Annotated in this window: 33 protein-coding genes; 11 read left to right on the top strand and 22 right to left on the bottom strand. The window is 30.4% G+C overall.

Translation table 11 applies throughout. From position 1 onward, the window contains the following. Positions 1–71: 71 nt before the first annotated feature. From HUE88_RS07195 to HUE88_RS07165, 7 genes are all read right to left on the bottom strand, one after another. Positions 72–1244: a tyrosine-type recombinase/integrase gene (locus HUE88_RS07195; RefSeq protein WP_194368055.1), complete on the bottom strand. Its 1173-nt coding sequence runs from the start codon at positions 1242–1244 to the stop codon at positions 72–74. After that, positions 1244–1594 carry a helix-turn-helix transcriptional regulator gene (locus HUE88_RS07190; RefSeq protein WP_194368054.1) on the bottom strand — a complete coding sequence of 117 codons (351 nt, stop codon included), beginning with the start codon at positions 1592–1594 and terminating at the stop codon, positions 1244–1246. Before HUE88_RS07190 ends, HUE88_RS07195 begins: the two co-directional genes overlap by 1 nt. Positions 1595–2202: 608 nt before the next feature. Next, positions 2203–4137: a GGDEF domain-containing protein gene (locus HUE88_RS07185; RefSeq protein WP_194368053.1), complete on the bottom strand. Its 1935-nt coding sequence runs from the start codon at positions 4135–4137 to the stop codon at positions 2203–2205. A gap of 236 nt (positions 4138–4373) precedes the next feature. Further along, the gene (locus HUE88_RS07180; protein WP_194368052.1) at positions 4374–4859 is read right to left on the bottom strand and encodes a phosphate-starvation-inducible PsiE family protein; all 486 of its coding nucleotides are present in this window, start codon (positions 4857–4859) and stop codon (positions 4374–4376) included. 25 nt (positions 4860–4884) lie between these two features. Continuing rightward, the gene (locus HUE88_RS07175; RefSeq protein WP_194368051.1) at positions 4885–5754 is read right to left on the bottom strand and encodes a universal stress protein; all 870 of its coding nucleotides are present in this window, start codon (positions 5752–5754) and stop codon (positions 4885–4887) included. A 363-nt stretch (positions 5755–6117) separates the two neighbouring features. Then, positions 6118–7563, bottom strand: a complete 1446-nt coding sequence (locus HUE88_RS07170; RefSeq protein ID WP_194368050.1) for a sensor domain-containing diguanylate cyclase — start codon at positions 7561–7563, stop codon at positions 6118–6120. Between the two features lie 137 nt (positions 7564–7700). Then, positions 7701–8507, bottom strand: a complete 807-nt coding sequence (locus tag HUE88_RS07165; RefSeq protein ID WP_194368049.1) for a phosphate/phosphite/phosphonate ABC transporter substrate-binding protein — start codon at positions 8505–8507, stop codon at positions 7701–7703. Between the two features lie 202 nt (positions 8508–8709). On the opposite strand from HUE88_RS07165, the gene HUE88_RS07160 reads away from it, so the two are divergent. From HUE88_RS07160 to HUE88_RS07150, 3 genes are read left to right on the top strand one after another with little or no spacing between them, the layout of a single operon-like run. Further along, positions 8710–9012, top strand: coding sequence for a DUF2958 domain-containing protein (locus tag HUE88_RS07160; RefSeq protein WP_229860026.1), 303 nt, complete (start codon positions 8710–8712; stop codon positions 9010–9012). After that, a complete protein-coding gene (locus HUE88_RS07155; protein ID WP_194368047.1) occupies positions 9012–9260 on the top strand; it encodes a hypothetical protein in 249 nt (82 codons plus the stop codon). The genes HUE88_RS07160 and HUE88_RS07155 overlap by 1 nt, the downstream gene beginning before the upstream one ends. Beyond that, complete coding sequence (locus HUE88_RS07150) at positions 9257–9505, top strand: hypothetical protein (RefSeq protein ID WP_194368046.1); 249 nt, start codon at positions 9257–9259, stop codon at positions 9503–9505. Before HUE88_RS07155 ends, HUE88_RS07150 begins: the two co-directional genes overlap by 4 nt. 119 nt (positions 9506–9624) lie before the next feature. Here the strand turns inward: HUE88_RS07150 and HUE88_RS07145 are convergent, their stop codons facing one another. Together HUE88_RS07145 and HUE88_RS07140 are read right to left on the bottom strand one after the other, a co-directional pair. Further along, the gene (locus HUE88_RS07145; RefSeq protein ID WP_194368045.1) at positions 9625–9807 is read right to left on the bottom strand and encodes a hypothetical protein; all 183 of its coding nucleotides are present in this window, start codon (positions 9805–9807) and stop codon (positions 9625–9627) included. Positions 9808–9892: 85 nt separating this feature from the next. Continuing rightward, the gene (locus HUE88_RS07140) at positions 9893–10486 is read right to left on the bottom strand and encodes a tyrosine-type recombinase/integrase (protein ID WP_194368044.1); all 594 of its coding nucleotides are present in this window, start codon (positions 10484–10486) and stop codon (positions 9893–9895) included. Positions 10487–10689: 203 nt separating this feature from the next. Here HUE88_RS07140 and HUE88_RS07135 point away from each other — a divergent pair, with 203 nt between their 5' ends. Further along, positions 10690–10869, top strand: a complete 180-nt coding sequence (locus HUE88_RS07135) for a hypothetical protein (RefSeq protein ID WP_194368043.1) — start codon at positions 10690–10692, stop codon at positions 10867–10869. A 36-nt stretch (positions 10870–10905) separates the two neighbouring features. On the opposite strand, the gene HUE88_RS07130 is transcribed toward HUE88_RS07135, so the two are convergent. Together HUE88_RS07130 and HUE88_RS07125 are read right to left on the bottom strand one after the other, a co-directional pair. Next, positions 10906–11151, bottom strand: coding sequence for a hypothetical protein (locus tag HUE88_RS07130; RefSeq protein ID WP_194368042.1), 246 nt, complete (start codon positions 11149–11151; stop codon positions 10906–10908). Positions 11152–11248: 97 nt separating this feature from the next. After that, positions 11249–11386, bottom strand: a complete 138-nt coding sequence (locus HUE88_RS07125; RefSeq protein ID WP_194368041.1) for a hypothetical protein — start codon at positions 11384–11386, stop codon at positions 11249–11251. Positions 11387–11869: 483 nt separating this feature from the next. Between HUE88_RS07125 and HUE88_RS07120 the strand changes: the two genes are divergently transcribed. The 4 genes from HUE88_RS07120 to HUE88_RS07110 all read left to right on the top strand — a co-directional run bounded on the left by HUE88_RS07120 (position 11870) and on the right by HUE88_RS07110 (position 12849). Beyond that, positions 11870–12175, top strand: a complete 306-nt coding sequence (locus HUE88_RS07120; RefSeq protein WP_194368040.1) for a DUF2958 domain-containing protein — start codon at positions 11870–11872, stop codon at positions 12173–12175. Further along, the gene (locus tag HUE88_RS07115) at positions 12172–12432 is read left to right on the top strand and encodes a hypothetical protein (RefSeq protein WP_194368039.1); all 261 of its coding nucleotides are present in this window, start codon (positions 12172–12174) and stop codon (positions 12430–12432) included. Before HUE88_RS07120 ends, HUE88_RS07115 begins: the two co-directional genes overlap by 4 nt. Next, positions 12425–12550, top strand: coding sequence for a hypothetical protein (locus HUE88_RS14005; RefSeq protein WP_268245910.1), 126 nt, complete (start codon positions 12425–12427; stop codon positions 12548–12550). The genes HUE88_RS07115 and HUE88_RS14005 overlap by 8 nt, the downstream gene beginning before the upstream one ends. A gap of 104 nt (positions 12551–12654) precedes the next feature. Then, a complete protein-coding gene (locus HUE88_RS07110; protein ID WP_194368038.1) occupies positions 12655–12849 on the top strand; it encodes a hypothetical protein in 195 nt (64 codons plus the stop codon). A gap of 440 nt (positions 12850–13289) precedes the next feature. Here HUE88_RS07110 and HUE88_RS07105 read toward each other — a convergent pair whose 3' ends face one another. Genes HUE88_RS07105 through HUE88_RS07090 form a run of 4 tightly spaced genes read right to left on the bottom strand, consistent with a single transcriptional unit; the run spans position 13290 to position 17301 of the window. Next, a complete protein-coding gene (locus HUE88_RS07105; protein WP_194368037.1) occupies positions 13290–13454 on the bottom strand; it encodes a hypothetical protein in 165 nt (54 codons plus the stop codon). 58 nt (positions 13455–13512) lie between these two features. After that, complete coding sequence (locus HUE88_RS07100; protein ID WP_194368036.1) at positions 13513–14958, bottom strand: primase-helicase family protein; 1446 nt, start codon at positions 14956–14958, stop codon at positions 13513–13515. After that, positions 14955–17051: a hypothetical protein gene (locus HUE88_RS07095; RefSeq protein ID WP_194368035.1), complete on the bottom strand. Its 2097-nt coding sequence runs from the start codon at positions 17049–17051 to the stop codon at positions 14955–14957. Before HUE88_RS07095 ends, HUE88_RS07100 begins: the two co-directional genes overlap by 4 nt. Next, the gene (locus HUE88_RS07090; protein ID WP_194368034.1) at positions 17044–17301 is read right to left on the bottom strand and encodes a hypothetical protein; all 258 of its coding nucleotides are present in this window, start codon (positions 17299–17301) and stop codon (positions 17044–17046) included. Before HUE88_RS07090 ends, HUE88_RS07095 begins: the two co-directional genes overlap by 8 nt. A gap of 371 nt (positions 17302–17672) precedes the next feature. On the opposite strand from HUE88_RS07090, the gene HUE88_RS07085 reads away from it, so the two are divergent. Next, a complete protein-coding gene (locus tag HUE88_RS07085; protein ID WP_194368033.1) occupies positions 17673–18338 on the top strand; it encodes a hypothetical protein in 666 nt (221 codons plus the stop codon). Here the strand turns inward: HUE88_RS07085 and HUE88_RS07080 are convergent. The 5 genes from HUE88_RS07080 to HUE88_RS07060 all read right to left on the bottom strand — a co-directional run bounded on the left by HUE88_RS07080 (position 18335) and on the right by HUE88_RS07060 (position 21728). Next, positions 18335–19444 (bottom strand): hypothetical protein, encoded by a 1110-nt coding sequence (locus HUE88_RS07080; protein WP_194368032.1) that lies wholly within the window; start codon positions 19442–19444, stop codon positions 18335–18337. The two genes, HUE88_RS07085 and HUE88_RS07080, sit on opposite strands and share 4 nt — an antisense overlap. A gap of 2 nt (positions 19445–19446) precedes the next feature. Next, positions 19447–19944 (bottom strand): hypothetical protein, encoded by a 498-nt coding sequence (locus HUE88_RS07075; RefSeq protein WP_194368031.1) that lies wholly within the window; start codon positions 19942–19944, stop codon positions 19447–19449. A 62-nt stretch (positions 19945–20006) separates the two neighbouring features. Next, positions 20007–21200: a tyrosine-type recombinase/integrase gene (locus tag HUE88_RS07070; RefSeq protein ID WP_194368030.1), complete on the bottom strand. Its 1194-nt coding sequence runs from the start codon at positions 21198–21200 to the stop codon at positions 20007–20009. Then, on the bottom strand, positions 21200–21535 hold the full coding sequence (locus HUE88_RS07065; RefSeq protein WP_194368029.1) for a hypothetical protein: 336 nt from the start codon (positions 21533–21535) through the stop codon (positions 21200–21202). Before HUE88_RS07065 ends, HUE88_RS07070 begins: the two co-directional genes overlap by 1 nt. Positions 21536–21572: 37 nt before the next feature. Next, the gene (locus tag HUE88_RS07060; RefSeq protein WP_194368028.1) at positions 21573–21728 is read right to left on the bottom strand and encodes a hypothetical protein; all 156 of its coding nucleotides are present in this window, start codon (positions 21726–21728) and stop codon (positions 21573–21575) included. Between the two features lie 155 nt (positions 21729–21883). On the opposite strand from HUE88_RS07060, the gene HUE88_RS07055 reads away from it, so the two are divergent. After that, positions 21884–23317: a hypothetical protein gene (locus tag HUE88_RS07055; RefSeq protein ID WP_194368027.1), complete on the top strand. Its 1434-nt coding sequence runs from the start codon at positions 21884–21886 to the stop codon at positions 23315–23317. A 127-nt stretch (positions 23318–23444) separates the two neighbouring features. Beyond that, complete coding sequence (locus HUE88_RS07050; protein WP_194368026.1) at positions 23445–23825, top strand: YbgC/FadM family acyl-CoA thioesterase; 381 nt, start codon at positions 23445–23447, stop codon at positions 23823–23825. On the opposite strand, the gene HUE88_RS07045 is transcribed toward HUE88_RS07050, so the two are convergent. After that, positions 23808–25031: a type 1 periplasmic-binding domain-containing protein gene (locus tag HUE88_RS07045; protein WP_194368025.1), complete on the bottom strand. Its 1224-nt coding sequence runs from the start codon at positions 25029–25031 to the stop codon at positions 23808–23810. The genes HUE88_RS07050 and HUE88_RS07045 overlap by 18 nt on opposite strands. Next, the gene (locus HUE88_RS07040; RefSeq protein ID WP_194368024.1) at positions 25028–25684 is read right to left on the bottom strand and encodes a uracil-DNA glycosylase; all 657 of its coding nucleotides are present in this window, start codon (positions 25682–25684) and stop codon (positions 25028–25030) included. The genes HUE88_RS07045 and HUE88_RS07040 overlap by 4 nt, the downstream gene beginning before the upstream one ends. Positions 25685–25687: the final 3 nt, after the last annotated feature.

Below are 25687 nucleotides of genomic sequence, written 5' to 3'. Positions count from 1 at the left end.
ACTTATCAATAACACTACTTTTTCAGACTAACTCCTCGTTATTTGAATAGTAATTTATTGGATGTTGAGGACTACTTTATATCTGTTTTACTTTGCATTTCACATTTTATTAAATCAACAATAATTTCTAGAGCCTCTTCTTTTAAGTAATGGGTATAGACCTGAAGTGTGATAGAGCTGTCTTTATGGCCTAGCATCTTGGAAACCCATGTAATATCAATACCATTTTTAATCATTCTGGAGGCAAATGAATGGCGAAATTGATAAAGGCTTCTTGGTTCAATACCTAACTTTTTGAGTCTCTTTTGCATCAGTAGATTTATAATATCGTGGCTGTAGAAACTCTTCTTACTAGAGTTTAAAAACACATTCGTGCCATATGTACCAGTTAACTTGTATTGGGCTTGTAACGCTTCATATGCACCATCTATCATATCTATACAACGAACACTAGAGATTGTCTTAGGTAAGTTGACAACATTATTAACAATAGTCTTAGCAATATTTATAGTTCGCTTCTCAAAATCAATGTCATCCCATACTAGAGCAATTAACTCTCCCGGGCGAGCTCCACAATTTGACATCAGTTTTATAAAGTTTGGAATGTATGTATCATCTTCGGAACCTAAAAGTTTGTCTATTTCTGATTGAGTGAAAGGATTAACAGTCTCTGCTTCAGCATAAGTATAGAACTCTTTTTTAAGCGATGGGGCAGGTACATTGTCAAATGGGTTCTTTATGACTAGTTCGTTCTGTATAGCGCGTGTATAGATCGAATAAAAGATACTTCTATACTTTTTAACACTCAAGACTTTGTATTTAGTTAAAAGTCGATTTTGCCAAGCCTCAATCTCCATAGATTTTATTGAATTAAGCTGTCGACCTTTGAAGTAGGGTATTATATGCCGATTGTAGTTCCTTATTTCACGTTTGTATACATGATCACGAACTTTCTCTTTATGAAGTAAAAAATGGATATCAGCAATACTTTCAAGAGTAGAATTATCATTTTCAACAATTATTGTTGATTGTGTAGAGCTTTTTAGTGCTATGAGTTCTTGAGCAAACTGTGGAAGAATCTCATTTTTTACAACAATCAAATTCTTTTTAGTTGCTTCAAGACCTGTGGATCTATTTTTTCTTTTGGCATCTATATTAAAAGCAATATGAAGCTTGCCGTACTTTTCTTTAATGGTAAATTTTATTCCTAGAACAGTAACATATGTGTTGTTATCTACTTTCATTATGCCACCCCTATAAGCATATTTGACACAATTGGATTATTTACTCTTTCAATTGGCTTTTTAAGAGATGGCAAAACTGATTTTGTCTCAACAGCTTTTACACCCTTTTTAAACTCAATAACTCCAGATGGAATAAATGTTGGAGTTCTTTTATTATTTCTATAAAAATGTTTATCTTCTATAAAATTTCCATCTTTTATATAGTTATAAATAGTTTTACGTGTTACTCCTAAAAATTTTGCAACATCATTATATGTAGTTAAACTATTTGATTGTTCTATATGTAACTGTAAAAGTAGATTCACATTCGCCTCTATTTTATTTATTTTTTCGATTAGCTCTTCAAACATGAGTAATCCTTTTTTGATTGTATTTGATTCGAAATGAAAGAACACGTACAAACGCATTAATCTTTTCTTTATCATATAGATTTGTTAGGTGAGGGTATTAACGGACACAAAGAATATATTCATTTTAAATCTCATCATAGATAGTGCTTGTTTTTAGTACAATACAAAAAAATATAAGCAAAATAGCTTTCAGTTTCAAACATTTTAGTGACCGGTTTTGTGTTCGCTAAATCTTTAAAAGCTCGTAAAGCACGGTATATAAGGGGTTTAGCATGAACATACGGGTCTATTACGATTACCCATCTTTTCCTGTAATTGCTGGAAATAGTAGGAAATAAAGGCTTCTTTTTGATTAATTTTCCTGTATATTAGGAAATTAAGTGAAGTTTAGTGTCCGTTTTTGGTACCGTTTTGTGAGCTGAATGATTCACTTAAGATGTTATTCCAAAACGCCTAAGGCTTTGTGGGAATTTATACTTTTTACTTTTTGAACACTTTGTGGAACATATAAAACTCATTTGAGTACTTTGTGTTCCAAATATAAGAGATTAAAGGAGTTTAAGAGTATGTTTTATAACAGATTTAAATTTAATCCAAACAGTTTAAAACTATAAACATTCAACTCTATTTCTACCATTTTCTTTAGCTTTATAAAGAGCATCATCACATCTTTTAAACATTGTATCTAGATTGTCTCCATCTTTATATTCTGTTATCCCAAAGCTAGCAGTTATTTTACCTGCTGTTGGATGTTCATTTGCCTCAATTTTATCTTTTAAAGATTCTGCTACTTTTTTAGCTTTATCTACAGTAGTATCAATAAACATAATTACAAACTCCTCTCCACCCCATCTAGCAAAGGTATCTGTTTCTCTTGTACTTTTATTTACAGTTTGAGCCATAGATACTAGAACTTCATCTCCAACTAAATGTCCAAATGTATCATTGAACTTTTTAAAATGATCAATATCAATAATTGTAATACTTAATGGTTCTTTATATCTTTCTACTCTTTCTAACTCTTTACTAAATAGTTCATTAAATTTATTTCTATTATAAACTCCTGTAAGTCCATCTATATAAGCTTTATTTTCAACCTCTTTAAACTCCTCTTGCAGTTCAGATATATCTGATAGAGTTACTAGATATTCTCCTTTGTCTTTAAGCTTTTGGATAACTATAGAGTATGCTTTTGGTTCAAAGTTTTCATTGAGTATGAGTACCTTTCTATCTGTTATTCTAGTATTTCTATACAGATGTGCAAATGATTCATTCTCTTTTAGTAATCCACTATGTAAGTAACTATCTGTTTCCATAAACAGATTTAGCATATTATGATGAGATTCTTCATTGTATTGAGATGTATGTGCTATTAGCATCATTGATTTAAATTTATCATTTGAATATTTGATATCTTTAAAGTCAGTGATTATCATAATATTATCTGTTGTATTTAAAATCTCATTTAATAAATTTTGTTTTTTTTCAGATTTTTCTTGTTCAATTTTAATTTGAAGATTTGATTTAATTTGTCTATATATAAGATATATTATCACTAGTGATAGAAAGAAAGATAATACTCTAATAATCATAGTGCTAGTAATTAATGATTTAATAATATCTGATTTTGTATATGATACAATCCAAGCTACAGTTTTATTTGATAAGTTTTTAATAGGTAAAAATGATACTATTTCTATATCTTGATTAAACTTCAAATAAAAGTTGAACTTTTCACCTGTTTTGGTATGAGTATCTATAATTTTTCTATATGATTTAAGTTTTTTGTTATTTTCTACAATACATCGTTGATGTGAATGAAATGGACCTAAATTTAGCATAAAGTGGTTGTCTTCCGCAGATTGTTCATAGTTTATTACTAAATTTTTAGTTTCCAAAGTTTTAGAATTGAATATTTTTTTATCAACTAAAAAGTGAGTGTGTATATCACTAACATTGTCTAGGTAACTTTGATATTTTGCACTTGAAAAAGAGATCTCCATTGCTCCAATATGTATATTATTTTTATCAAATAGTGGAAAAGTGTTTCTGAACCCGTGTGCAGTTCTCCCTTGAGTAAAACCTCTAATTGTTTCTTTAGTTGTATTAACTATTTTATAATCTTCTCTAACAGTAGTTAAATCATCTCCAAATTTTGATGGTTTATGAACTCTTAAAAAAGAGATATTATCTCTATTTACAAACTGTAGTTGCAGTACTCCTTGTTTTTTAGCAGTTCTATATTGTTCTTTTAGTTGAGTATTAAGTTTTTCTCTATTGAGTTTATTTTGTTCTACACTTGCAGTATATGACTCACTTAAAAACTTAATTGCATCTGTATTTCTTTGTATTGATTGAGATATAGCATAGGCGATGTTTTTTTGTGTAGTATTTAAAATCTCAAAATGAATTTGTAGTTTATTTAAATCCTCTTTTAGGACTAAATCTATTCGTTGTTTTGAGTATACTTCTGTAATTGTATATACAATACTATTTGTAGATATAAAAAGTAATGTTAATAATATAATGTTTTTTATTTTCAAGTTTAACTCCAAGTTTTGGTATTTTATCTAATTTAAAATATAAGTCTTCTTTATAAATTAAAAGAGTTATAGCATTCTCTAAAAAATGTTTCTTTTTATTCTAAATCATAATTTAGTCCCACAATTAGTACCTTATGGAGCATGTTCAAAAATTCAATGCTATTTGGAACAATCCTTCCGTTACTAAAAATTGTTTCAAATATAAGTATATTTTGAAAATGCTATATCCTCTTTAATCAATCTGTATCAGTAGCACCTTTTCTTTGATCTAGAATCTTTTCTTTATGATGTTTCCCTATAAGATAATAAGTGATACCAAGCGCTAAAACTACTGCAGCTGTAGCAAAAATATACATTGGGGTTATAGTACTAAAGTCTATTATAATTACTTTTCTAGCAATTGCCATCAATGCCGTTGCAACTACTAATTTAATTGGTATTACATCTGTTCTTAGATACATAACAATATTTTGATAAATTTCTATGGCTATAAGTACAACAAGAAAAGCTGCAAAGGTTTTAAATATGTCTGATATACTAAGTAACATAAATGGTGGAGCCATTAGATTTTGATAAAGTACATATACAACATCCCCTACACCCCAAAATATTACAAGTACCATTAATATTGCTAATACTTTTACCGCTATCTTTATTATTTTATGTAAAAATGCGATTAAAGCATCTTCATGCTCTGTCGGTAGTTCGTCATGAATATTCATTATATTTCCTTGTTAAATAATTTATTTACTCTTGATTCAGGGGAATGTAAATTAACACATCTGTAAAAGTGTTTCTAAGTAGATAAGAAGCAGTAGAACTAAGAAATGAACCTACAATGTCAGATCCACTAGAACCAAGAACAATAAGATCACTTTGTTTATTTTGAATATACTCAAGTAAACTCTTATTAATAGATGAAAAACTTTTAATCATATCTATATGCCTAATACCTACATCTTGTTTAAAGATATCTGCATATGACCGACCTAAGAAGTCTGGGTACTCTTCTTCATTATTTGACTTGAGTGTATAAAATTCCATTGTAAAATCATCTAAACTTTTATAAGCATGTATAAGTATAATAGGAGAAGATTTAAATGCTATTTGTGTGAATAGAACACTTTTTTTAGAAGAACTCGAGAAGTCTGTTGGTGCTAAAATATTTTTGTAAGCTCCTTGAAAACTATTTTTAATTACTAAAATAGGACGCCCGCTTTCTTCTGCAATTTTTTGTACAGTAGACCCAAGATAGTAGTCCTCAATTTTTGCTTTTGAATGTGAACCAAGAATAATCAAATCAGCATGAATTTTTTCGGCCATATGCATAACTTGTTCGGAAGCATCCCCTATAGTGATATTAACAATATATTCAACAGATTTAGACTCATTTAGTGCATTTATTTTATGGACTATCTTCTTTTTGATAGCATCTTTGTCAATTTTCTTTCCTAAATATTGGGAGGTTATTTCTATATCCATTAGTGGTATATCAATCGTATGAATGAAGTGTAGTTGTGCATTTGTTTCTTTTGCAGTAAACATCGCTCTTTTCATAACTTCATCATCTAAAATAGACATGTTGATTGCAGCAAGTATAATATGTAACTTCCTCATAATTTCTCCTCTAGTTAGTAATTACTTTAACTATTTTAACATGTTTTGTATAATTCCATAACTAAGGTTTTAAAACTTCTGGAATATGGATAGTCTCATCTTTGTTTTGATTATTTTCCATGATTGGAATGTCCTTTACAAACTAGACATTTACTTAAACTGTTATTTTTGGAACATGCTCAAAAATTCAACTCTATTTAGAGCAATCTTTCTGTTACTAAAAATTGCTCCAAATATAAGAGTTTATGAGGTTAAAGTTTAGTGTGGCTACGCATACTGAAAATTCTTAAAAAACTACAAAAGATCGAAAACAAGGATTTCGTAGCTCTATCAAAATCTTTCAATTTTTTCATGCTAGTTCATCTAATTACATGCTTTGATTACAACCTTATTTCGTCCTGTCTCTTTAGCCTTATATAGCTGATTATCAGCTTCTTTATAAAGTACCTCTCTATTTGTTTCAGCATTATTATTTTTACTAAAATCAATATAAATAACACCAAATGATGCAGTTACAAAATTTGAAGATGTATTTTCTATATGTTGAATTTGTTGATTTTCTATATCTTGACGTATATTTTCAGTAAAGGTATAAACATTTTTTTCATTTTTTTCTACAAAAATTGCACTAAATTCTTCACCACCTATTCTAAATGCAATATCACCTGCTCTTTTCATATGTGAGTTTAAAACTCTAGCTATAGTTATTAAAACCTGATCACCCTCTGGATGTCCATAAGTATCATTATATTTTTTAAAGAAGTCTATATCTAAGGATAATAAACAAAATATTTTTCTATCTCGTTTTGCTCTATTAATCTCTTCATCAAACATGTTATCAAAATATCGTCTATTGTATAATTTAGTTAGCCCATCAGTAATAGATAACTTTTCTATCTCTTTTTTACTAGTAATATCATGACGAATAGCATAATATCCAATAATATTTTGATTATAATCGTAATCTGGATAGATGCTAGAGTCAGCCCAGAAAAAACCACCATCTTTTGTTTTATTTTTTACATCTGCATGCCATTCATTACCTTTAGAAATAGTTTTCCATAAATTTTCATGTTCACTTATCAATGTGTCTGGATGCTTAATCACTGCATGGGTTTTTCCAATTAATTCTTCTTTAGAGAATCCAGACACTTCACATAAAGCTTCACTAACATCTGTAATAATTCCATTTAAATCAGTTCTTGAAATAAGAATGTTTTCATTAACAAGCTGAATGTATTTTTTCAATTCATCACTTCGTTTATTGATTTTATTTTGCATTAACTGGAGTGTATTTGCCAATATAGATACTTCATCTTTATAATTATCAATATTTGGAATAGTGACCTGATTATTTTCTGCTATTTCCTCCGCAGAATGTGTTAAAACACTAAGTCTCCTAATCAAGCTAGATCCAATTAAGTAAGCAACTAAAATAATTACTATTATCTCTAGTATCATCATTATAAATGTAACATTTTTGTTACGCTCTTGCATACGTAAACTATCAGTAATTTCAAAAATTATTTTTGCTTTTGCAATAATATCATCATCAATTTTTATATCTAATAATTTCAATACCAATGTTCTTTCATTTAGATGTAATATCTCTTTATTGTTCTCAAAGATATTTTTGTAAGTAGGATTTTCATCATTTTTATGAGATAAAACAATATTATTATTATTCATTATCTTAACCGCAATAACATTCTTAATACTCACGAAGCTATTTACTGTATTATCTAAAGTTGCAAGGTCATTAACAATAATAGGAGTAACAATAAGCTCACTAAAAAGTTTACTAGCCATCTTCATATTTTGACTAACCAAAGAGTTAGATAACTTTTCTATTGATGAAAAATTGAAAAATACAACGACGGATATAAAAAATATATTCAATATTACAAATGACACTATGAACTTATATTTAAAAGATATAAACATCTTTAATTTTTATCCATTTTAAGTTTTGTAGCAATATCTCTTATTATATTATATTGAGAGTCATCAGTTTTTATCATTTTTTTTATGCTCAACTTATTTAATAAACCGTTTGGCATATTGAGAATAGCTTTAGACATTTTTTTTATAGTCTCTTCTTTTAAAGATGGTTTAAAAGCAAATGGATGACTAGGATAACCTTTTGTTTTGTATAAAATATTTAAAGAGTTTTTAGTTACTTTATCATTTAAATTTTCAAATGTTCTTTCAATCCCACCACCAACATCTCCAATACCTCTAGCAACACCTTTATAAACAGAATCATGTGAGTTGACGTAAAGAAACTTTTTCTCTTCATTTAGCTCTATATTAAAAAATTTCAACAACTCATATTTTGTAACTAAGGTTGCTGCAAAAGCATTTGGAGCAGGAAAGAGAAAAATCTTATTTTTACAGTCTTGTGTAGTTTGTATAGCACTATCTTTTCTTGTAACCAATATACCAACAATATTTTTATGTGCTTTTACTTTTGCTAAATAACCTTTTTTCTTATGAGCTACTACATAATGATATGGATTCATGTAGGCAATATCGTACCCACCAGAGTATAGTACTCTTTCAAACTTAGTAATTGATGATTCAATTTTTAATGTAACATCTATACCAGTCTCTTTTTTAAGATACTGAGCTATCGGAGCCCAGACCTTCATAAGTTTAAGTGGGCTTTGTTGAGGAACTACACCTAATGTAATTGCGTATAAGTTCATTGAAAAGAAATAACTAATAACTAGATAACATAAAGCTTTTTTCATATATATAACCTTTAAGTCTAATAAGTCAGCTTAACACAATTCAAATAAATTTTTACTTCGCTTTTTGGAAAAATAGCAAATTATTTACATTAGGTTCATAAACCTGTTCTTTTTGGAACAAAGCTATTTTTTATTAAAAGTTTTTCTTCTGGTAGGGTACTTGAAACATTAAGTGATGATAATCTTAAGAAAGGTAACAAAATTGCAAACACTTATCCCTCCTAAACTCTTACAAACACTCCCTAACATCTACGACACAGAAAACACCAAAGACCCAACATGTCATATAAAACTCTTCACACCAGATAGCAACTGGACTTGGTATATCACTGAGGTATCAAAAGAAGATTTTACATGTTTCGGCTATGTTGTAGGTCATGAATCAGAACTTGGTTATTTTAATTTGAAAGAACTTGAATCAATAAGGGGTCCACTTGGATTACCAATAGAGCGTGATATTCACTTTACGCCAACACCTCTATCAGAAGTAAAGAAGCTACACTAATGAACAATACAAAGTTAAAGAAGTTAGAGAGAAAATTAGAAAATGGCGAAACGATTGAGTTTGAATATAATGGACTTTTTTATGAGATATTTGAATCTGTAACTTCTGAAGGTTATATCGTTAACGTTTACTCAAGTGATGAGAAAGATGAAGATAATTATTATCTTGAAGAAAATGAAATTGATGGCGGTCTTTGCACAGGAAACGCTAGAGACGCTATTTATTTTATGATAGGAGAGGAAAGATGAAATATTTAGTCATAGTAATTAGCTACAACGAGATTCAAGTAATTAAACCTTTTGCGACGCTTATCAAAGCTCAAGCTGCAGCTATAGAATTGGCAAACGTGTTTTTTTCTAAAAATGCAGTTGCTAAGTTTTTTGATGGGTCTAAAATAGAGAGTATGGTTAATGTTCACGAGTATTATGCTTCACAAATTTATCATGATTTTGAAGATAGCGTAAACATTGTTATTGAAGAGGTACATTTATGAGTACTGACGAATAAAAGTAATTACAGTAAAAATTCATAGTCAAGATTATCGATAAAATAGATTTATCGCTTTATACTCGAAGCATCTTCTTCCTCAAGAAATGGAGAAGTATTTTGAGTTTAATAAAGTTGGTCTCTAAAGACTTCAAACTGTTCTCCTGTATTGACATCCTCAACTATAGCTACACTATTCACCCCAGTTTTAAAAACGGTAATTATTATAACTTCGCTACCTTGGTATGAGTAAGTTTCAGTTGAATCGTTAGTTTCATTGACGTTACTGCTATTTTTATATGTTTGCATGATTTTACTCCTTAAAATAGATTCTCTCATAAAATTTTAGACGGAGTTCAAAATATTGCAATTTGTCGAATTTTATAACTTCAAGCTACCTAATCAAATTCATCATAATGTCTTCGTCACTGGGCTGAACGTATTTGAGGGTCGTCTTGATATCAGAATGTCCAATAAATTTACTCATAATCTTTATGTTAACTCCCTTAGCTCCAAAGTCGCTTAAAATACCTTGTCTAAACGAATGGGAAGTGTAGCCGCTACCAAGAACTTTTAGATATTGATTTACTTGCTGTATGAATGTTATAGGATTTATTCCTGTTCGTTTGTTCTTATTGCTACCTTTACAGATAACTCTATTCTCATCATCTTCTATCTCAAAGTCAAATAGTGGTGTAAGGTTCTTTTTGAACTCTTTAGTAAGATAGAGTTTTCTTTCTGATGATGTTTTTTTTGATAGAACTTTAACCGTTTCATTCTCAAGTAGCTCTTTTATATCTTGTACTCTTAAATCTTGAAGTTCATTTAGTCTCATACCTGTGTGATACAGCATTACAAAGGTTCTGAGTAAGTTTAATCTTGTATTCTCTCTAATAGAGTCATCTCCACGAGTTGCAGCCATAATTTTTTTAAACTCTACGATTGTAATGTTTTCTTTGATTCTTTTTATAGATTTTGTAGTTTTCATAATAAACCTCCTAATAAGTCCTTATAAAGGATATATTATAGGGTTTTGGATGCAGACAAAGTGAAAGAGCCTGAGTAAAGCGACTAAACAAAGGAAACACTATAAAATAGTAGAGTTTATAGTGTTTTAAGCCACAAGAAAAGCCACCATCAAATTAATGATAGTGTTTTGCTATAATTTTAAAAATCCTTCAAAGAGTGCTTATGACTTACGGTGAATATTATTATCTTGTTAAGTATGATATGAAACTAGTAGATGGTAGTTGGATTGCTAAATCTCCAAACATGAAAATTCCTCTTCAAATGTCAAGAGAAGAAGCATCTGTATATTACACTCTAAAATTTAGAGAGTATTGGAAGAATTTAAATCTCACGCAAAAATAGAGAGTATTAGAAACTTCATTAAATGTGAAAGTGGTTTTACTTCTTATTTTGTAATCGCTGTTTATAAGCCGCTGGATTTATATATTTTCCACTGCTATCGGCAGTGCCGAAGTCATCATCTTTTATAATTGCCTTCACTTTGGGTTGATATGGTGGTGTTCTGACTTTAGATGCTTTCCCATTTGTTCCAATATTTTTAATTAAACCTGTTTTTAAATTATTCAAAATGATGAGCATGGTTTCTAAGTTTTCATCATCTACTGAGAGTGTTATTGTATTCATCTATTTCCAATATTTTTTAAAGCATTATACTAGAAATTTAAAATTGATTTTATAAAAAAGTGTCTAAGGTGGGTAGGGTGTCTAAGGTGTTTAACTCCTAGAAAGTACCTTCTTCTATTTTTAACAACTTTAATATTTCAAGAGATAACTCTTTTGGCTTAGTGTCTTGTACTTTTTTACTATCTTCAATAAACTTCTTCAATTTATATTTACTTATTTTTATATCATTCTTCATGATGCAATCCTTATATTTATATAATGATTTGTTAAACACCATAGACACTTCACCCACTGTAAACACCTTTCCATGATTTTTTAGACAAGAAATTACACCATCGATACATTAGAGTAAAGATAGTGTAATACTTTTATGAAATAAAGCACAAGAAGGGTCTTTACATTTCATAAAATTAGTTTATGAGTGTTCCCAGCTAAGAAACAACCACCTTATCCCTTTTTTAAAAGTCATGATATTGAGATAAAGATTAATGCCTATTTTTTCAAGGTCATATGACTTCCATATACTCATTTGTTCAGTAGTGATTTATAACTATTTATTTTTAGAAAACTATCTTTAAAGATAAAAAACACTCTGCACGATGGAAAAACATGTCTTATTTCTATATTAACTGTTTATTACCCCAAAAGATAATTGAGTAATAGAAAAATTTACCATAGAAATCAATGTATCAATAGCATGAGTTACGAGGAGGTAAAAATGCAATTAATGACAAAAGAGTTGGAAAAAATAATTCCGGCAATGTATTCGAGTGAGAATACTAAATTAGAAAATAAAATAGTTTATGCAAAATTCTTTACCCCAGATGCCAATTGGACATGGTGGGTTTTAGAATACGATGAAGAGGACAGAATATTATTCTGTATGGTGCATGGACTAGAAAAAGAGCTAGGCAATGTGAGCCTAGATGAGTTAGAAAGTGTAAGAGGTCCATTAGGGCTAAAAATAGAAAGAGATTTACATTTCACTCCAACACGATATGGAGATATCAAGGAGTTGAGATGAAAGAGAGTAACCCAATCTGGGATTACGAAGATGATTATTACTTCACATTTGTAGGATATATAGAAATAAATATAAGAGCCTACAGTGAGAATAATTTGCATCTATGGATGTACGAGCATGGAGGCGATAAGGAAATAGCAGATGATGATTTTTCATCATTAGCCTTATTGCAACTAAGAATAAATGAAATATTAGGTGCAGAGGTGACTTTGCCAAAGATAGAAGATTTATTAAAATTAGGAGAAAAAAATGTATGACCCAAGAGCAAGATATTACGAGAGAATGAATATCAACCAAACAAGAGGTTTAGTCAGTAGGAGAAGTCACAAGTTTAGTGACAGTATAGGCGGTTGCAGCAGCAACTACAGAGATTAGGAGAAGATGATGAGAAGAGTTAAAAAACCAATAGTTAAAAAAAGAGAAAATGAAAAATGCGTGTGTAATTATATTATACACAACGATAACAGCAAAGGTAAGTAATGAAAGATTATGAAGATTTACCCAGAGAGTTGAAATCAAAGATAGAAGAGATTTGTGAACTTGACCCATATGGGTTGAGTTCAAAAACATTATATACGAATGTGTATAACTCTAGTGGTAGTTATGAGAAGCTATCAACGATATTTGAGATTATGCCATCGTTAGTAAAAGCGATTAAGGAGAGTGAGGTTTAGGCGAAAGTCTAAATCTTCTATATATATTTTTTTTATTTTTTATTTATATTATTATTATTAATTTTTTTATTATATATAGCTACTGCTGGATTCTTTGCTGCATTCTTTGATATTTTGAAATATTTTTCACTACCTAGATTTAGATAAGAAAAAAGTCTTATTCTTATATAAAACAGCATTACCTATACAGATTAGAGCTGTTTTTACAAATAGTTTACGAGTTGAGCAAAGAATGCAGCAAAGAATCCAGCAGGAAATTACTTTAAGCTATATTTTACTGACTCTTTCATTTTAAAGAAGGCAGTAAGGATGCAGTAAAAAAGTAAAATTATAAAAATAAATTAGGAGTTGAGTCAAGAATGCATCAGAGAATCCAGCAGTAAAATTATTACTACCTTCTCAACTGACTGAAGAACAAATACTAAAGGAGATACCCTTAATCAGTCCCTCACTGGCATTGAAAATATTGCATCAAGAAATGAAGTCGTTCTAGTATTTTGAATAAACTCAGCTTGACTTTTACTAAGAGGAACCTTACTCTTCTTAGCCTTTCTTATAAGTCTGTTTGACTCTTTAATATTTTTATCATTTGAATATGTTTGCATTTTTAATCCTTTAAATTTTGAACCATCTTCTATGCAAAAAAGATGGTTTATGTTAGCATTACTGCACTATTAAGCTTGGGTTCATGGGTTTTATAATTTCTACATTATTAGCAACTACTGGAACTGCTTCAACAGTTCCATACAGAGAAGCTAACTTCTCTTCTCTTTTTGGATGGTTTTCAAGTAGATAATATCTACCACTTCCATCACCTATTGTCATTTTCGTATGCCACTGTTCTGAATCAATAGTACGAAGTTGCTTTAAGAGTTTAGTTGAGCTAATCTCATCACTCTCAACAGCAGTGTAATAATTAGCAATATTATTACTACTTACTACATCTTTAGAAAAATCACTTTCAAGTTGGTTATAAAAACTAATACCAAGTGAATCATTTTTCAACTCTTCAAAGTATCCAATATCTTTAGAAATAAGGGCAGTGTGAAAGTTTATAAACCTTGAGTTTGTTACACTTACAAGCGCCTGCTTCTCTAATGTGTCCATACACGTATTCGCAAGCTTTTCATCTACTTTAAATGATTTTAAGTACACCGCGAAATCATCTAGTTCAGCTTCAAGTGCTTCACTAAAATCCTCATATGTCCCATATCCTAAAAAATCATTATTGTTAAGATTTTCTCCTGTAGTAAACACAGAATATCTTCTATCGTTGTGTTCTATAGCAAGGGCAGAAGGTTTATTGGTAGTAAATAAACATAAACCAAATATCTCTATACCATTTACCAAATCAACAAACTTACGTTCAAGTTGAACTACATTGTTTGTAACTATCTCTTTAAGAGTATTTTGCATTTGAACATTATCTTTTGCGGAGTGAGATATCTCATCAAATTGATAAAAAAGCTTCCCTTGGAACATACCACCGATGTAATTACTACGGATCGCTTTATCCCCAATCACCGAAGTTTGAGCCTCTCCAAGTAGTTTTGCAAGTACCTTTGAAACAAGTAGATTCTTCCCAGATCCCTGTTTCCCCTTGATCAAGATAGCGGTCATTGGTCGCCTCAAAGTTTGAAAGAAATATGCAAACCAATTCAAGAAATATACAAACCGTTCTTGATTATTATTTACAAGATTCATAATCAATGCCAAAATTGCTTTTGGTTCTTTATACTCTCCTGCTTGCATCTCCATGTATTCAGTGGTTCTAAAAGTATTTCTACAGATTTCACCATGCACATCACAGAACTCTTCACTACTAAAAGGGTTAAATATATCTCTTGAAACAACATGTAAGTCAATCGTATCAAGATTAGTACCTTCTTTAGCATTTTCATCATCAATGGTAATTGCAAATTTTAAACGGTTCTTCACAATCATTTTTAACTTAGAGGCTGTTACTTTTATAACCTTCCCATCATCCCCAATCCTATATGCAAAATCACCATCATCCGTAATCCATAAGTACATATCTACATCTTTAAGAGCTATAAATAGCTCACTATCTTCATTTTTATCGTAACAATTATTAATTAATTTTTTCATATCATTTCTTTCTCCAATATATTTATTAAATTTTCTTTAGTGATATCTACATCACAACTAACTTCGTTTATATAATCCACAAAGTCGTAGCCTTTTTCTAGTTCTCTATTTAGAACTTTTTCAAACTTAATAACAACAATCTCACTTGCACTACTTAGCAGCCTACGTAAAGGTTTTACTGTATCCATACAAGCCTCATCGTTATCAAGTAACAACACAACCTTCTTACCGTTAACACTATTTCTGATTTTTAAAAACTGCTCATTCTTATCAAGCTTCTTAGCAACAGAATCACTTTGAAATACTATATAGGATAATCCTAGTAGTTCCATTACGATTACTTCCATCATTCCAAACCCCACATATACAATTTGATCTTCTTGAAGAATCCGAGAAGGTATATAATTTATAGAACCATACTTCTTCCACTTATCCCACGATTCAACTTTCTTTGGATTATTGTTTCTTCGTATAGCTATGGTTTTTAGCTCGTTATCTGCATCAGTTAAGATAACTGATAGGCTATGATAATCATTGCTATACCCTATGCTTACATGTGAATTAGAACCTAAAATATCAGGGTATAGTTCATCTAAATTATTTCTATAATTATTTAATAATTGAGGGTTTATAATTGAATCTAGCTCAGATCCTGAGGTTCTAAAGAGGTCACTATTTTGCGAGTGAATCTCTTTTAAATCGTACGACTTTTTAGGAATAGTTTTAGTATTTGATTTTGAGTATATTTGTACTTTTGGTACTGTTATATTTAGGTCAATGACTCGTCCAGTAAAGATATTTTTATTTACCTGTACAGGATCTTTTAATGGTGAGTATATCTTTTCATTAAGATTTAGGCCATCTGCACCTAAACAGATGTAGAGGTACTTTAAAGCATTGTTGAAATTCATTTGATGATAGTTCATCAAGAGTTTAACAACAGTACCACTAAAATCAGCACCAAAATCAAATATCATTCCATTATCATTTCTGATACTCGTTGACGCGGTTCGTTCTGATTCTCTGAGTTTAAACTTTAACGAGTTTACTATATAACCAAATTCTCTTAGTAACATAGAGATTATCTCTCCGTTAAAAAAGGGAGTGATTTGGTTGTAGTTCATATTCTTGTTTTTGAGTAGAACCTTTATGTAGTTCAGCCTTTCATTTGATGATGCTACGAGAACATCTTGATTGATACTATTATATAAAGAAGTATTCCTACTATCATTAGTGTTGTAAACATAATTATCTCCTTGTATTTTTTGTTTTTGAGCTTCTAGCTCTTCTTCGTATCTGTACTCGTTATCCAAGTTGATACTGTTTAAATCAAATGCAGCAGCACCCTCGTTAAATATTTTAGATTCATTACCTATTGTATAGACACTAAGGTTAGGAGGAAGGAGAGGTAAACTTTCTATAATTTCACGCTCTCTGGAGAACACTGCAAAATCTAGTAGAGATACCTCTTGAACTTTTCCCTGTTTATCTTTTTCAAGATAGGCAAGTTTTAGTTCATATAACCTAGACTTTAGAAGTGATTTGAAAGATTCAATACTCTCCTCACTAGTATTATCAACCATAAAATAGATATGTATACCAATTTTTTTACCTATGTAGGTGTTGGTATTTACATCATATATGTTTGAACTAGAAGAGAATTTAAAAAGCATCTCCACACTTGCAAATTCTGGAAGAACTTTTAGGATTAATTCATAGAGTGCTTCAAAGTTTTCAGCTTTTAGAACATCATTCATATCCACAGTAAAATCATAATCAAAGAACAAAACTGATTTTTTGTTCCAGTAAGTATGCGATTTGGTGCGCGTTCTTACATTAGATTTATCGATGGTGAATTTATAGGTCGTTTGAGTAACTATAATTCCTTGATTAATATCGTATCTACCTAACATTAAACATTCTGTTTGAGTTAATGAAGAAATTAGATTTTTTAAATCCATCATATTGAGGATAGAGTAAGTTATAAAACTACCACTTGAGTAATGTCTACCTTTTAGTTTTTCTCCAAGATGGTTAAAGCCTTTAGCAACTGGATAACTAGATATTAGTTTAGTTAAGGTTGTTTCATTCATCTTGTATATCTTTTGTGTTACTTAAATTATCAATGAAAGTCGCAAGTGAATCAAGAGATATGCGTACGGCACTCTGCTTTGATTGAGGATTTAGTTTTACACTCTCCAATCGATTTTGATGTTGAGTCATATAGTTATTTATAGATGCTGTACTAACCGATAGTACTTTTCCAGCTTGAGGCTTACTTACATACCTAGCACCCTTAAAGGTATCTTCCAACCATTCAAGTGTAGTTGTTTTGTGGTTCATTTTACCACCTCCGATTTTTTATTTAATATATAAATTTCATTTGTATATATATACTTCATGTTTATTTGTATATCTAGTATTTGTTCTCTCTCTTGAAAATTACCCTGAGAATGGCTCTATAAAGAGAATTAGTGAACGATTTTGTTAGTGGTTAGAAGAAAATACTATGAACTAGTATAAATAAAGTAATTATTGCGGCAGAGTCATAAGTGGAGCAAAGAATTGAAAAATAAAGTCTTTTTTATCGTATCTAGTAATTTATTTTTATGTGAATCAATAGGGCTTAATAAGAGGTTTATTTAGTTGGCTAATAGAGGGGTTCTTTGACAAAATATATAACTTCTACTATACTGTGCTAAAAAGTGCCAACTATGAATGAAAATGAAACTTCCCCAACCGTCATAAATTTAAGCAGGAAGCCTTTGGAATATGAAGAAGTCACAATGGATTCAATAGTCCATAATGAGCCGACACAGAAGATTCATGTTCCAAATGAAATTCCACCAAAAGAGTTTACCAACCTTGATGATCTAAAAATAGCGTCTGCAGATATAGTGTCATTGGATGAAAAAATGGTTCAATATTTTAAAAGCTTACTTGATGATGACGAACGTGCTGATATGGTTGCCCAAAGTATAAGTACTATTTTAACTGAGGACGAAATAAAGATACTCTCTTCTCAGTTACAGATATTAAAGCAAATACCATCAGAGATAAATATTTCAAAGTATGATGAAGTAACAGTTGATGTGGTGAGTAATCTAGAAGAGTTTGTAAGGCTAATTAAAACTAGAAATAGGTTAGATATTGAACACCTAAAAGAAACTGATGTGGAACTTTTTCAAGAGTTAAGAGAAGCATTTGTAAAGGGAAAAATTTTAAAGAATAGGCTCAAATATTATTTTTTAGCCCTCTATGGTATCAACCTGAGTGCTAAAAAAATACTAACCCAATTGAGGATCATTGAGCCATTGCTGTTCGCAGACACGAATCTGCGAAGTAAGAAAAAAGCAACAGCGGTATATCTTTTATCCTAAAACCATTGGTGTAGTTTGTGCTCCAAATTTTCCAATGGCGTATGGAGCTTATTGGATATGTTCACATCTTTGTGTAAGTCAATTTCCCCTGTTTGCTTTCCTTCAAAATAAAAGGCATGAATATCTTTCTGTAGCAATAAATACAGATTTAGTTCTTCTGATATAAATTCAGATAAAAGTTTTGTATTACCTAGATTATAAGTAACTCCATTTTTAGTAAAATTATTAAAAACAATATTGCAGCTATACTCTTTTTTTGAAGAGTGAGGAGCATAGCTGGTTTCCATAGAATATGTTGGTTTTGAGATTTTTGGTTTCCTATTTCCTATTTGTGTTGTATATATTGGAGAGATATCAACCTTGTCTTTTTCAGTAGAGGTCAGTTTATTGTAAGCAGTTGCAGTAATTTTACATGAGCAGTCGTACAACTTGAAATCAACAGTTGTCTTTGTAGACACCAACTCTGCATAATTTACATCATTATTAATTTTTGGTTCTAAATCCAAAATTGTCCCACTGACTATTAAAGAAGAATCAGCGTCGAGTGTCCTATATCCCATTAAATTTGAACTTAGTGAAGTCAAAGATACCAGTCTCATATCTGAGTATATTGTAGAATCTATTGGGCAAGTAAGCACTAGTTCTTTGATGATGCTCTTTCCTAATAAGCCATGGGAATCTAAAAAACGTGACAAACTTTTAATCACTTTTATCTTGTTGAAGATAATATTTTCATCCGCATAGATTGTTCCATAGAGATGCTTAATGTAAGTATACGCTTCTGATGGAAGCACTTTGTCTGATTTACTTAGTTTTGGAAGTTTTGTAACGTTCTCAAAAGTAAAGATTACCTGATTTCCCAGTATCTGTAGTGTAAAAAAGTCTAAGCCTTCATTTTTTACATCTTCTATTAAGAGGTCAACACAAGTTTCTTCATAATTACGTTTGATGAGTTGTGTGATTCTTAGCTTGTATTTGTACCGCTGCATATCTTTGTCCTCTGATACGAGTTGAAGTGGAAGTGTATTGATATGACCAAAGAGATCTTTTAAAAAAGATCCTCCTTCAGTCGTGATACTAAATGAGATTGAGTTTAAGTTAACCATGATTAAGCCACCATATCAGCTGACACAAAGTCAAAGCAAGCTCTATCCGTACTTAGGTAGTACAAGTTGTCCATACCATCGTAAGGAACTTCTTTGATTGTACTCACATTAAGTGTAGAGCCAAGAGCAATAAATTCGTAGCTAGGTTGAACATCTCTGGTGGATTTAACGATGTAAATAGTAGTATCTGCCATTAGCTTCGTATGGTAGTTTATAAAATTCTTAACCTCTTTTTTACTACTAGCTTTTACTAAGTCATAGTCGATTGTACGGTCGTTTACGTTGTCCATAACACTATGCGTTGCTTTTGTAGCATCATCACCTAAGAACAGACCAGCTAATGCTAACCTATCATCAGTCCATTGTTCCGCTATCACATAAATATTATGCTTTTTAGCATCTTTTAGTATGCCGCTAATAGCGGTTGCTGTACCTGTTGCTATTTTTGAGCCCGTTGCTGAGCTAACTTTTGTATAGTTTGTTGTTAATGAATTTTTCATTTTTTTTAATTCCTGATATAAGTGCAGCGACTTGAGATTCAAGTGCTGTTGGGGTAAGTCTCTTAAGAGACGCTAATGGGCGTAACTGTTTCATATGCTTCACCTCCTAACTGCTGATTAATTTTATCTATGTTGCTCATACGTGTTTCATTATCTTCTTGTATGAACTTCGTATACACCTGAAGTGTAATTGAGCTGTCTTTATGACCAAGCATCGCACTAACCCATGTGATGTTAATCCCACTCTTAATCATTCTACTCGCAAAGCTATGGCGCAGTTGATACAGAGGGCGAACTTCAATGTTGTGCATCTTAAGTCTATTTCTAAAGTTTATATTGATGATGTCGTGGCTATAAAATCGTTTATGACTAGAATTTACAAAGACATACACTAGTGTAGCAGTCAACTTATACTGAGCTTCTAGTGCTTCATATGCATCTTGAATTATATCAACTACCCGCACACTAGATTGTGTTTTTGGCAAACCGCTAACATTATTAATAATGGTCTTGTCCACATTGATGGTTCTGTTCTCAAAATCTATATCTTTCCAAGTAAGCGCTATCAGTTCTCCTGGTCTAATTCCACTATTTGACATTAGTTTTATGTAGTTTGACATGTAAGAATTATCATCTGCATCAACTAAAATATTTATCTCTTTTTGAGTAAAAGGGTTGATCGCCTCACTTTTACTTAGTCGATTAAACTTTCCTTTCATTTTTGGAGCAGTAACCGTATCAAAGGGATTTTTTGTAACTAGTTCATTTTTATAGGCTCTTGTGAAAATGCCATAGAAGATACTTCTATACTTTTGCACACTCAAGATTTTATACTTTAAAAGTAATCTATTCTGCCATGCTTCTAGTTCCATTGGTTTGATAGATGTTAGCTGTCTAGATTTGAAGTAAGGTAATATGTGTCGCTGAAAGTTTTTAAAATCTCTTTCATATACATGTGACCGTACATTCTCTTTATGCAAGTTAAAATGAAGTTCCGAAAAATCCTCTAAAAGAGTTTCATCTGAAGTTCTGATATCAGCATCAACAGACTGAGTTGAAGATATCAACTCTTGAGCAATTTGTGGTAAGACTTCCTTCTTTACAGTCTGCAAGTTCTTCTTACTTGCTTCTAACCCAGTTGAACGATTTATACGCCTTCCATTATGAGAGAACGCAATATACCATCTGTTGTATTTTTCTTTTATCGTGAACTTGACACCAAGAATTGTAAGGTAAATATTTACAAGAAGTCTCATTAAGCTACTCCCTGTAAAAGTTTCTCTGCAATTGGATGCATCACTCTCGACACAGTAGTTTCTTTAATACCTTTAGTTTCAACTGGATTTTGCTTAAACTCAATGATTGCCTTAGGTATAAAAACAGTTTTAGCATTAGCATCTATGTAGTAGTGCTTGTTAGCAACCAGCTTTGCTTCTTTGATGTAAGTGTAAATCGTGCGTTTCGTTTTACCCAAGAATAGGGCGACCTCGTTGTATTTTGTGAGACTATTAGTCTGTTGCAAATGCAAGTCCAACAGTAGGACCATGTTCTTTTCAAGATTGTTAATTTTTTCTAAAATTTCTTCGAACATAATAGTTACTCTCCTTTTTGTATATTTTAAACAGTTATTAGTGACAAGTCACGTAAACCGCTTCATGACAAGTGTATTTGCAACACTTGTTGTTAAACTTCTGCTTAGAACAGAAGTCACCAACTATCTTAATAAGGTCAAAGAGTGAGTTACCAACTACATCTGTTCGACCTAAACCTTCTAAAGTCAACATTGTAAAAAAAGCTTGGTTACTTAAGGGGGTACTTTAGATTAGATATTGATGTTTATCTATCAATTAAATCTGTACGACCTTAACCTCCATTTAAAAATTATAAAATGGATTAGGAGACTTAAGGGGGTACTTTAGAACTTTCGATAAACTTTGATATGCAGAATAAATATATCTCTTATTATTTTAGAAATTTATGTGTGGAAACTTTTCCATCCTATGGTACAGACACATACTACGATACATGTATCTATGAGCATTTTTTTGAAATATTGCTAAGGTTAACTGATTCAAAAAAAAACTTTGATATTCTTATTTTTATTGATAAATACCTCCAGAAGCTTGATGGAAATAAATACAAAAAAAAGTTTGCAGAACTTTCAAAACTAGATTACCTTGATGCCAAAAGAGATTTTATAAAACTTATCTCAAATATCTATCAAATTACACTTATATATAAGTACAGAGAGAACCTCGTATATTTGGAAGAAGAATTATCAAACCTTGAGGGTAGTTACATTGAAAAGTTCGGTAATTTATATAATCTTGATTCAGCAACTACTGATTTACTTGATGATGCACTCTTACAAGTAAAAGATGCCTTTTTGTCAAAGGTTGGTTATAAATACAATATTGATACCTATGATTCAGCATTAGCTGAAACACTAGTTACAGTAGAAGAAAAACTTACGAGTTTGAAAATCGAGGATATTGTTTCCCAAAGTAGTGGAGAAGTAGATGGATATAAACAAGAAGTTTTTAATAGAACTAAAGAAGAAATTTTAGAAAGTTTTGGACAATTAGCAATAATTATAGAGGATACTTTTTCTAATAATAGGAAAGTCAGACATTTAAAGAATGTGGATTATTATTTATCTTTTTTGATGCATGATAAGATTATGGTATTAGAAGCAAGTACAAGTAGTAATAAAAAAGCTACAAAAAAGATCTTTAAAAAGTTTTATAATGCACTTTATTACTCCTACAAAATGAGTCTATATTTTAGCTATTTCAAGGACAAACATGAAAAGTTCACTTTAAAAGAAGTGCTAGCTTCCTTCAATGATGATTTATTAAAGGTAGGGATAGGTGAAGATTATATTGACAGAAGATTAGAGGATACTTTTTTTAATATAGTAGATAACCTAAAAGTACGAAAAGACTTTAAACATCTGCCACTTATTATATTAGGATATGAGCTATCGCTGGATGCTAAGACAATTGAGAAGATATCAGTTCAGGTAGATAATAATGGTTATATAACCAATAATAAGAAAAAAAATTCTAAGATTATCTCTCGCTTCAAAGATCTAAAGTATAGTACTAACACACAAAAAATATATGATTTAGATGAAGATATTGGTGATTTTTTAGAACTATTTAGTAGCTACAAAACAAAAACTATATATGAAGTAAGTGTTGTTCATGAAGATGGGAATTTAGAAACAATAAGCTTCGATAGTAAGGAAGATTATATAAATTATATCACTCCTGATTGCGATGAGGATAAAGTTAAATATATGATGGATAATTTTTTGAGAGAAAGAGATAAGAAAGTTTACTACGAACCCTTATTTAGTCAAGATTGTTGATGTCCTTATAGTACAATACGAAAAAATATAATAAAGAGACTGCTTTAAGTTTCAAAAGTTTTGGTACCGTTTTTGGTGACGGTTTATTTTAGAGGGCTCTTAAATGCCCTATACAAAGGGGTTTAGCATGAACATACGGGTCTATTATGAAGATACAGATACTGGAGGAGTAGTTTACCACTCAAACTATTTAAATTTTTGTGAGCGTGCTAGAAGTGACTCCTTCTTCAAATTGGGAAGTACCCCCGTTCTTGAAAATGGCCATTTTGTAGCAAGAAAAGTTGAAGCTGACTATTTTTTAAGTGCTAAATTAGGCGATGAGCTAAAAGTGACAACAGAACTTTTAGTTATGAAAGCAGCCTCATTTAAACTTTTACAAACAATTTATAAGGAAGAAAAAAAAATATTTGAATTGTCAATTACTTTAGCATATATAACATTTGAAGGGAAGCCCCAAAAAATTACAACAGATGTGAAAGAGCTTTTGTTGTCACTCTTCAGCAAGTGATTTATAGTTTATAAATCTATATATAGATGGCTGTAGTAGTTTTATAGGGTATATCATCTGATTATCAACTACTTCAATCTCATACTCTCTCTCTTCACCATTTAATTGGTTAAAAAAGTAATCAACTCCGACAGTAGTTGTATAGTTTATCCAATCATAAACTATATCATTTCCTAAAAGTAAGTTTGTTTCAATAAGTACATCTTTATTTAAAGTTATAGAATTTGCAATTATCATATTTTTTCTATCTTGATATTGAGTCATAGATAGTAACAGTGGATTATAATTTGTTTGAGTTGACAAGACATTGGTATTATTTGTGTCATATAAAGTTAGTTGAGACATAATCATTCCGCTTTTAACAATAGGAGTGTTTACAAAAACAGAGGCTTGATTTATCTCTTTATTTTCTTTTAACTGTTTTTCTAAGTTTGTGATTTGTTTAGGAATTGAAAATTTCACAACAGTTATGTTTATATCTGAATTCATGTTTTTATTTCTAAACTGCTCTTCTTGGTAGTCAGATAATTTTTTCCCAATAGTTGATTTGTCATAGAAAATAACCAATGGAGATATTGCTTCTTGCACAAGTAAATTACTTTGTGCACGGTAATCAATACCGCCATAGTAAAGATATTTTGATGTGGTATTGGCATCTTTTTTGTTTATTGTTGGAAAATATATATTTAGTTCAGGATTGATATTTGAAATAATGTTTTCACCTGTTTGCGTAAGCGGGGCAATCACATAATTAAACTCATCTTCTTGAATTTTTCTTAGTGCATCAGAAATATCTTTATAATTTTCACTCTCTATTTTATAACTTTTTAATTCAAAAGGACGATTTTTAGCCATTAGATAAGCAAATGAAGCATTTGTTGTTGAAGCGGCATATCTACCTATTGTTTTATATGGCAATAATAGAGCAATACGAAGTTTACGGCTTAGTATTTTTGCTTTTAGATTAAAAAGTGATATATATTCTCGTCTTATATCTTCTTGTTTATTGTTCTCTAACGGTAAATTTGCATGAGCTAAAAATGAAAAAATAAAACCATTGTCAAGATGCTTTTGTAAACACTTTTCATCACATGAATAAGGGTCTAAATTTTGAACATCTGTTTTTGGAATTTGAATATTAGACACAAGAAAGCTTTGTGAATATAGTAAAAATGGAAATATTAAAATAAAGTATAGTTTTTTCATATACAACTCTTTATAGTTTTTAAATCATTTAGTGCAATTTTTTTATCATCTGGATTTCTAAGCAAATGGTTCGGGTGGAAAATTGGGATAAGTTTATACTCTTTAAAGTCAATAACATGTCCTCTTACACTTTGAAAATTTTCATTCTCAGATGTAACTTTAGCATAAGCATCTTTACCTAAGGTTACAATTATTTTTGGTTTAACAAATTCTATTTGTGAAAATAGATGGTTTTTACATGAGTCCCATTCAGAATTTGATGGAGCATTTGAATTTAAAGGTTTACATTTTATAGCATGTGTAAAATAAACATCTTCAGTCTTTAATTTCAAAACATTCTCTATCATATTTGTTAAAATTTCACCTGAACGACCAGTGTAGTAAGAATTTGTATTATCTTCGTTTAGTGAAACACTATAGTCTATTATCATAATATCAGCATTTGGGTTTCCAAAACCACTCATACTTTGGGATCTTGATTTACTTAAATCGCACAGATGACAGGTAGATATGTCTCTTACTAATTCATCAAGGGTAGAAGGCTTTTCATTTGAGCTTTTTTTATTAACAGAAAATGGATCACTATACTCAAAGCCAATAGCCTTAAGTCGATACAAATTTTGAAGAAGAAGCAGATTTTGAAAAGACTTCAATAG

Source organism: Candidatus Sulfurimonas baltica (genome assembly GCF_015265455.1).
GTDB classification, from domain to species: Bacteria; Campylobacterota; Campylobacteria; order Campylobacterales; family Sulfurimonadaceae; genus Sulfurimonas; species Sulfurimonas baltica.
The sequence above is the reverse complement of the archived record's forward strand: the minus strand, read 5'-3'. Positions and strand labels throughout refer to the sequence as shown.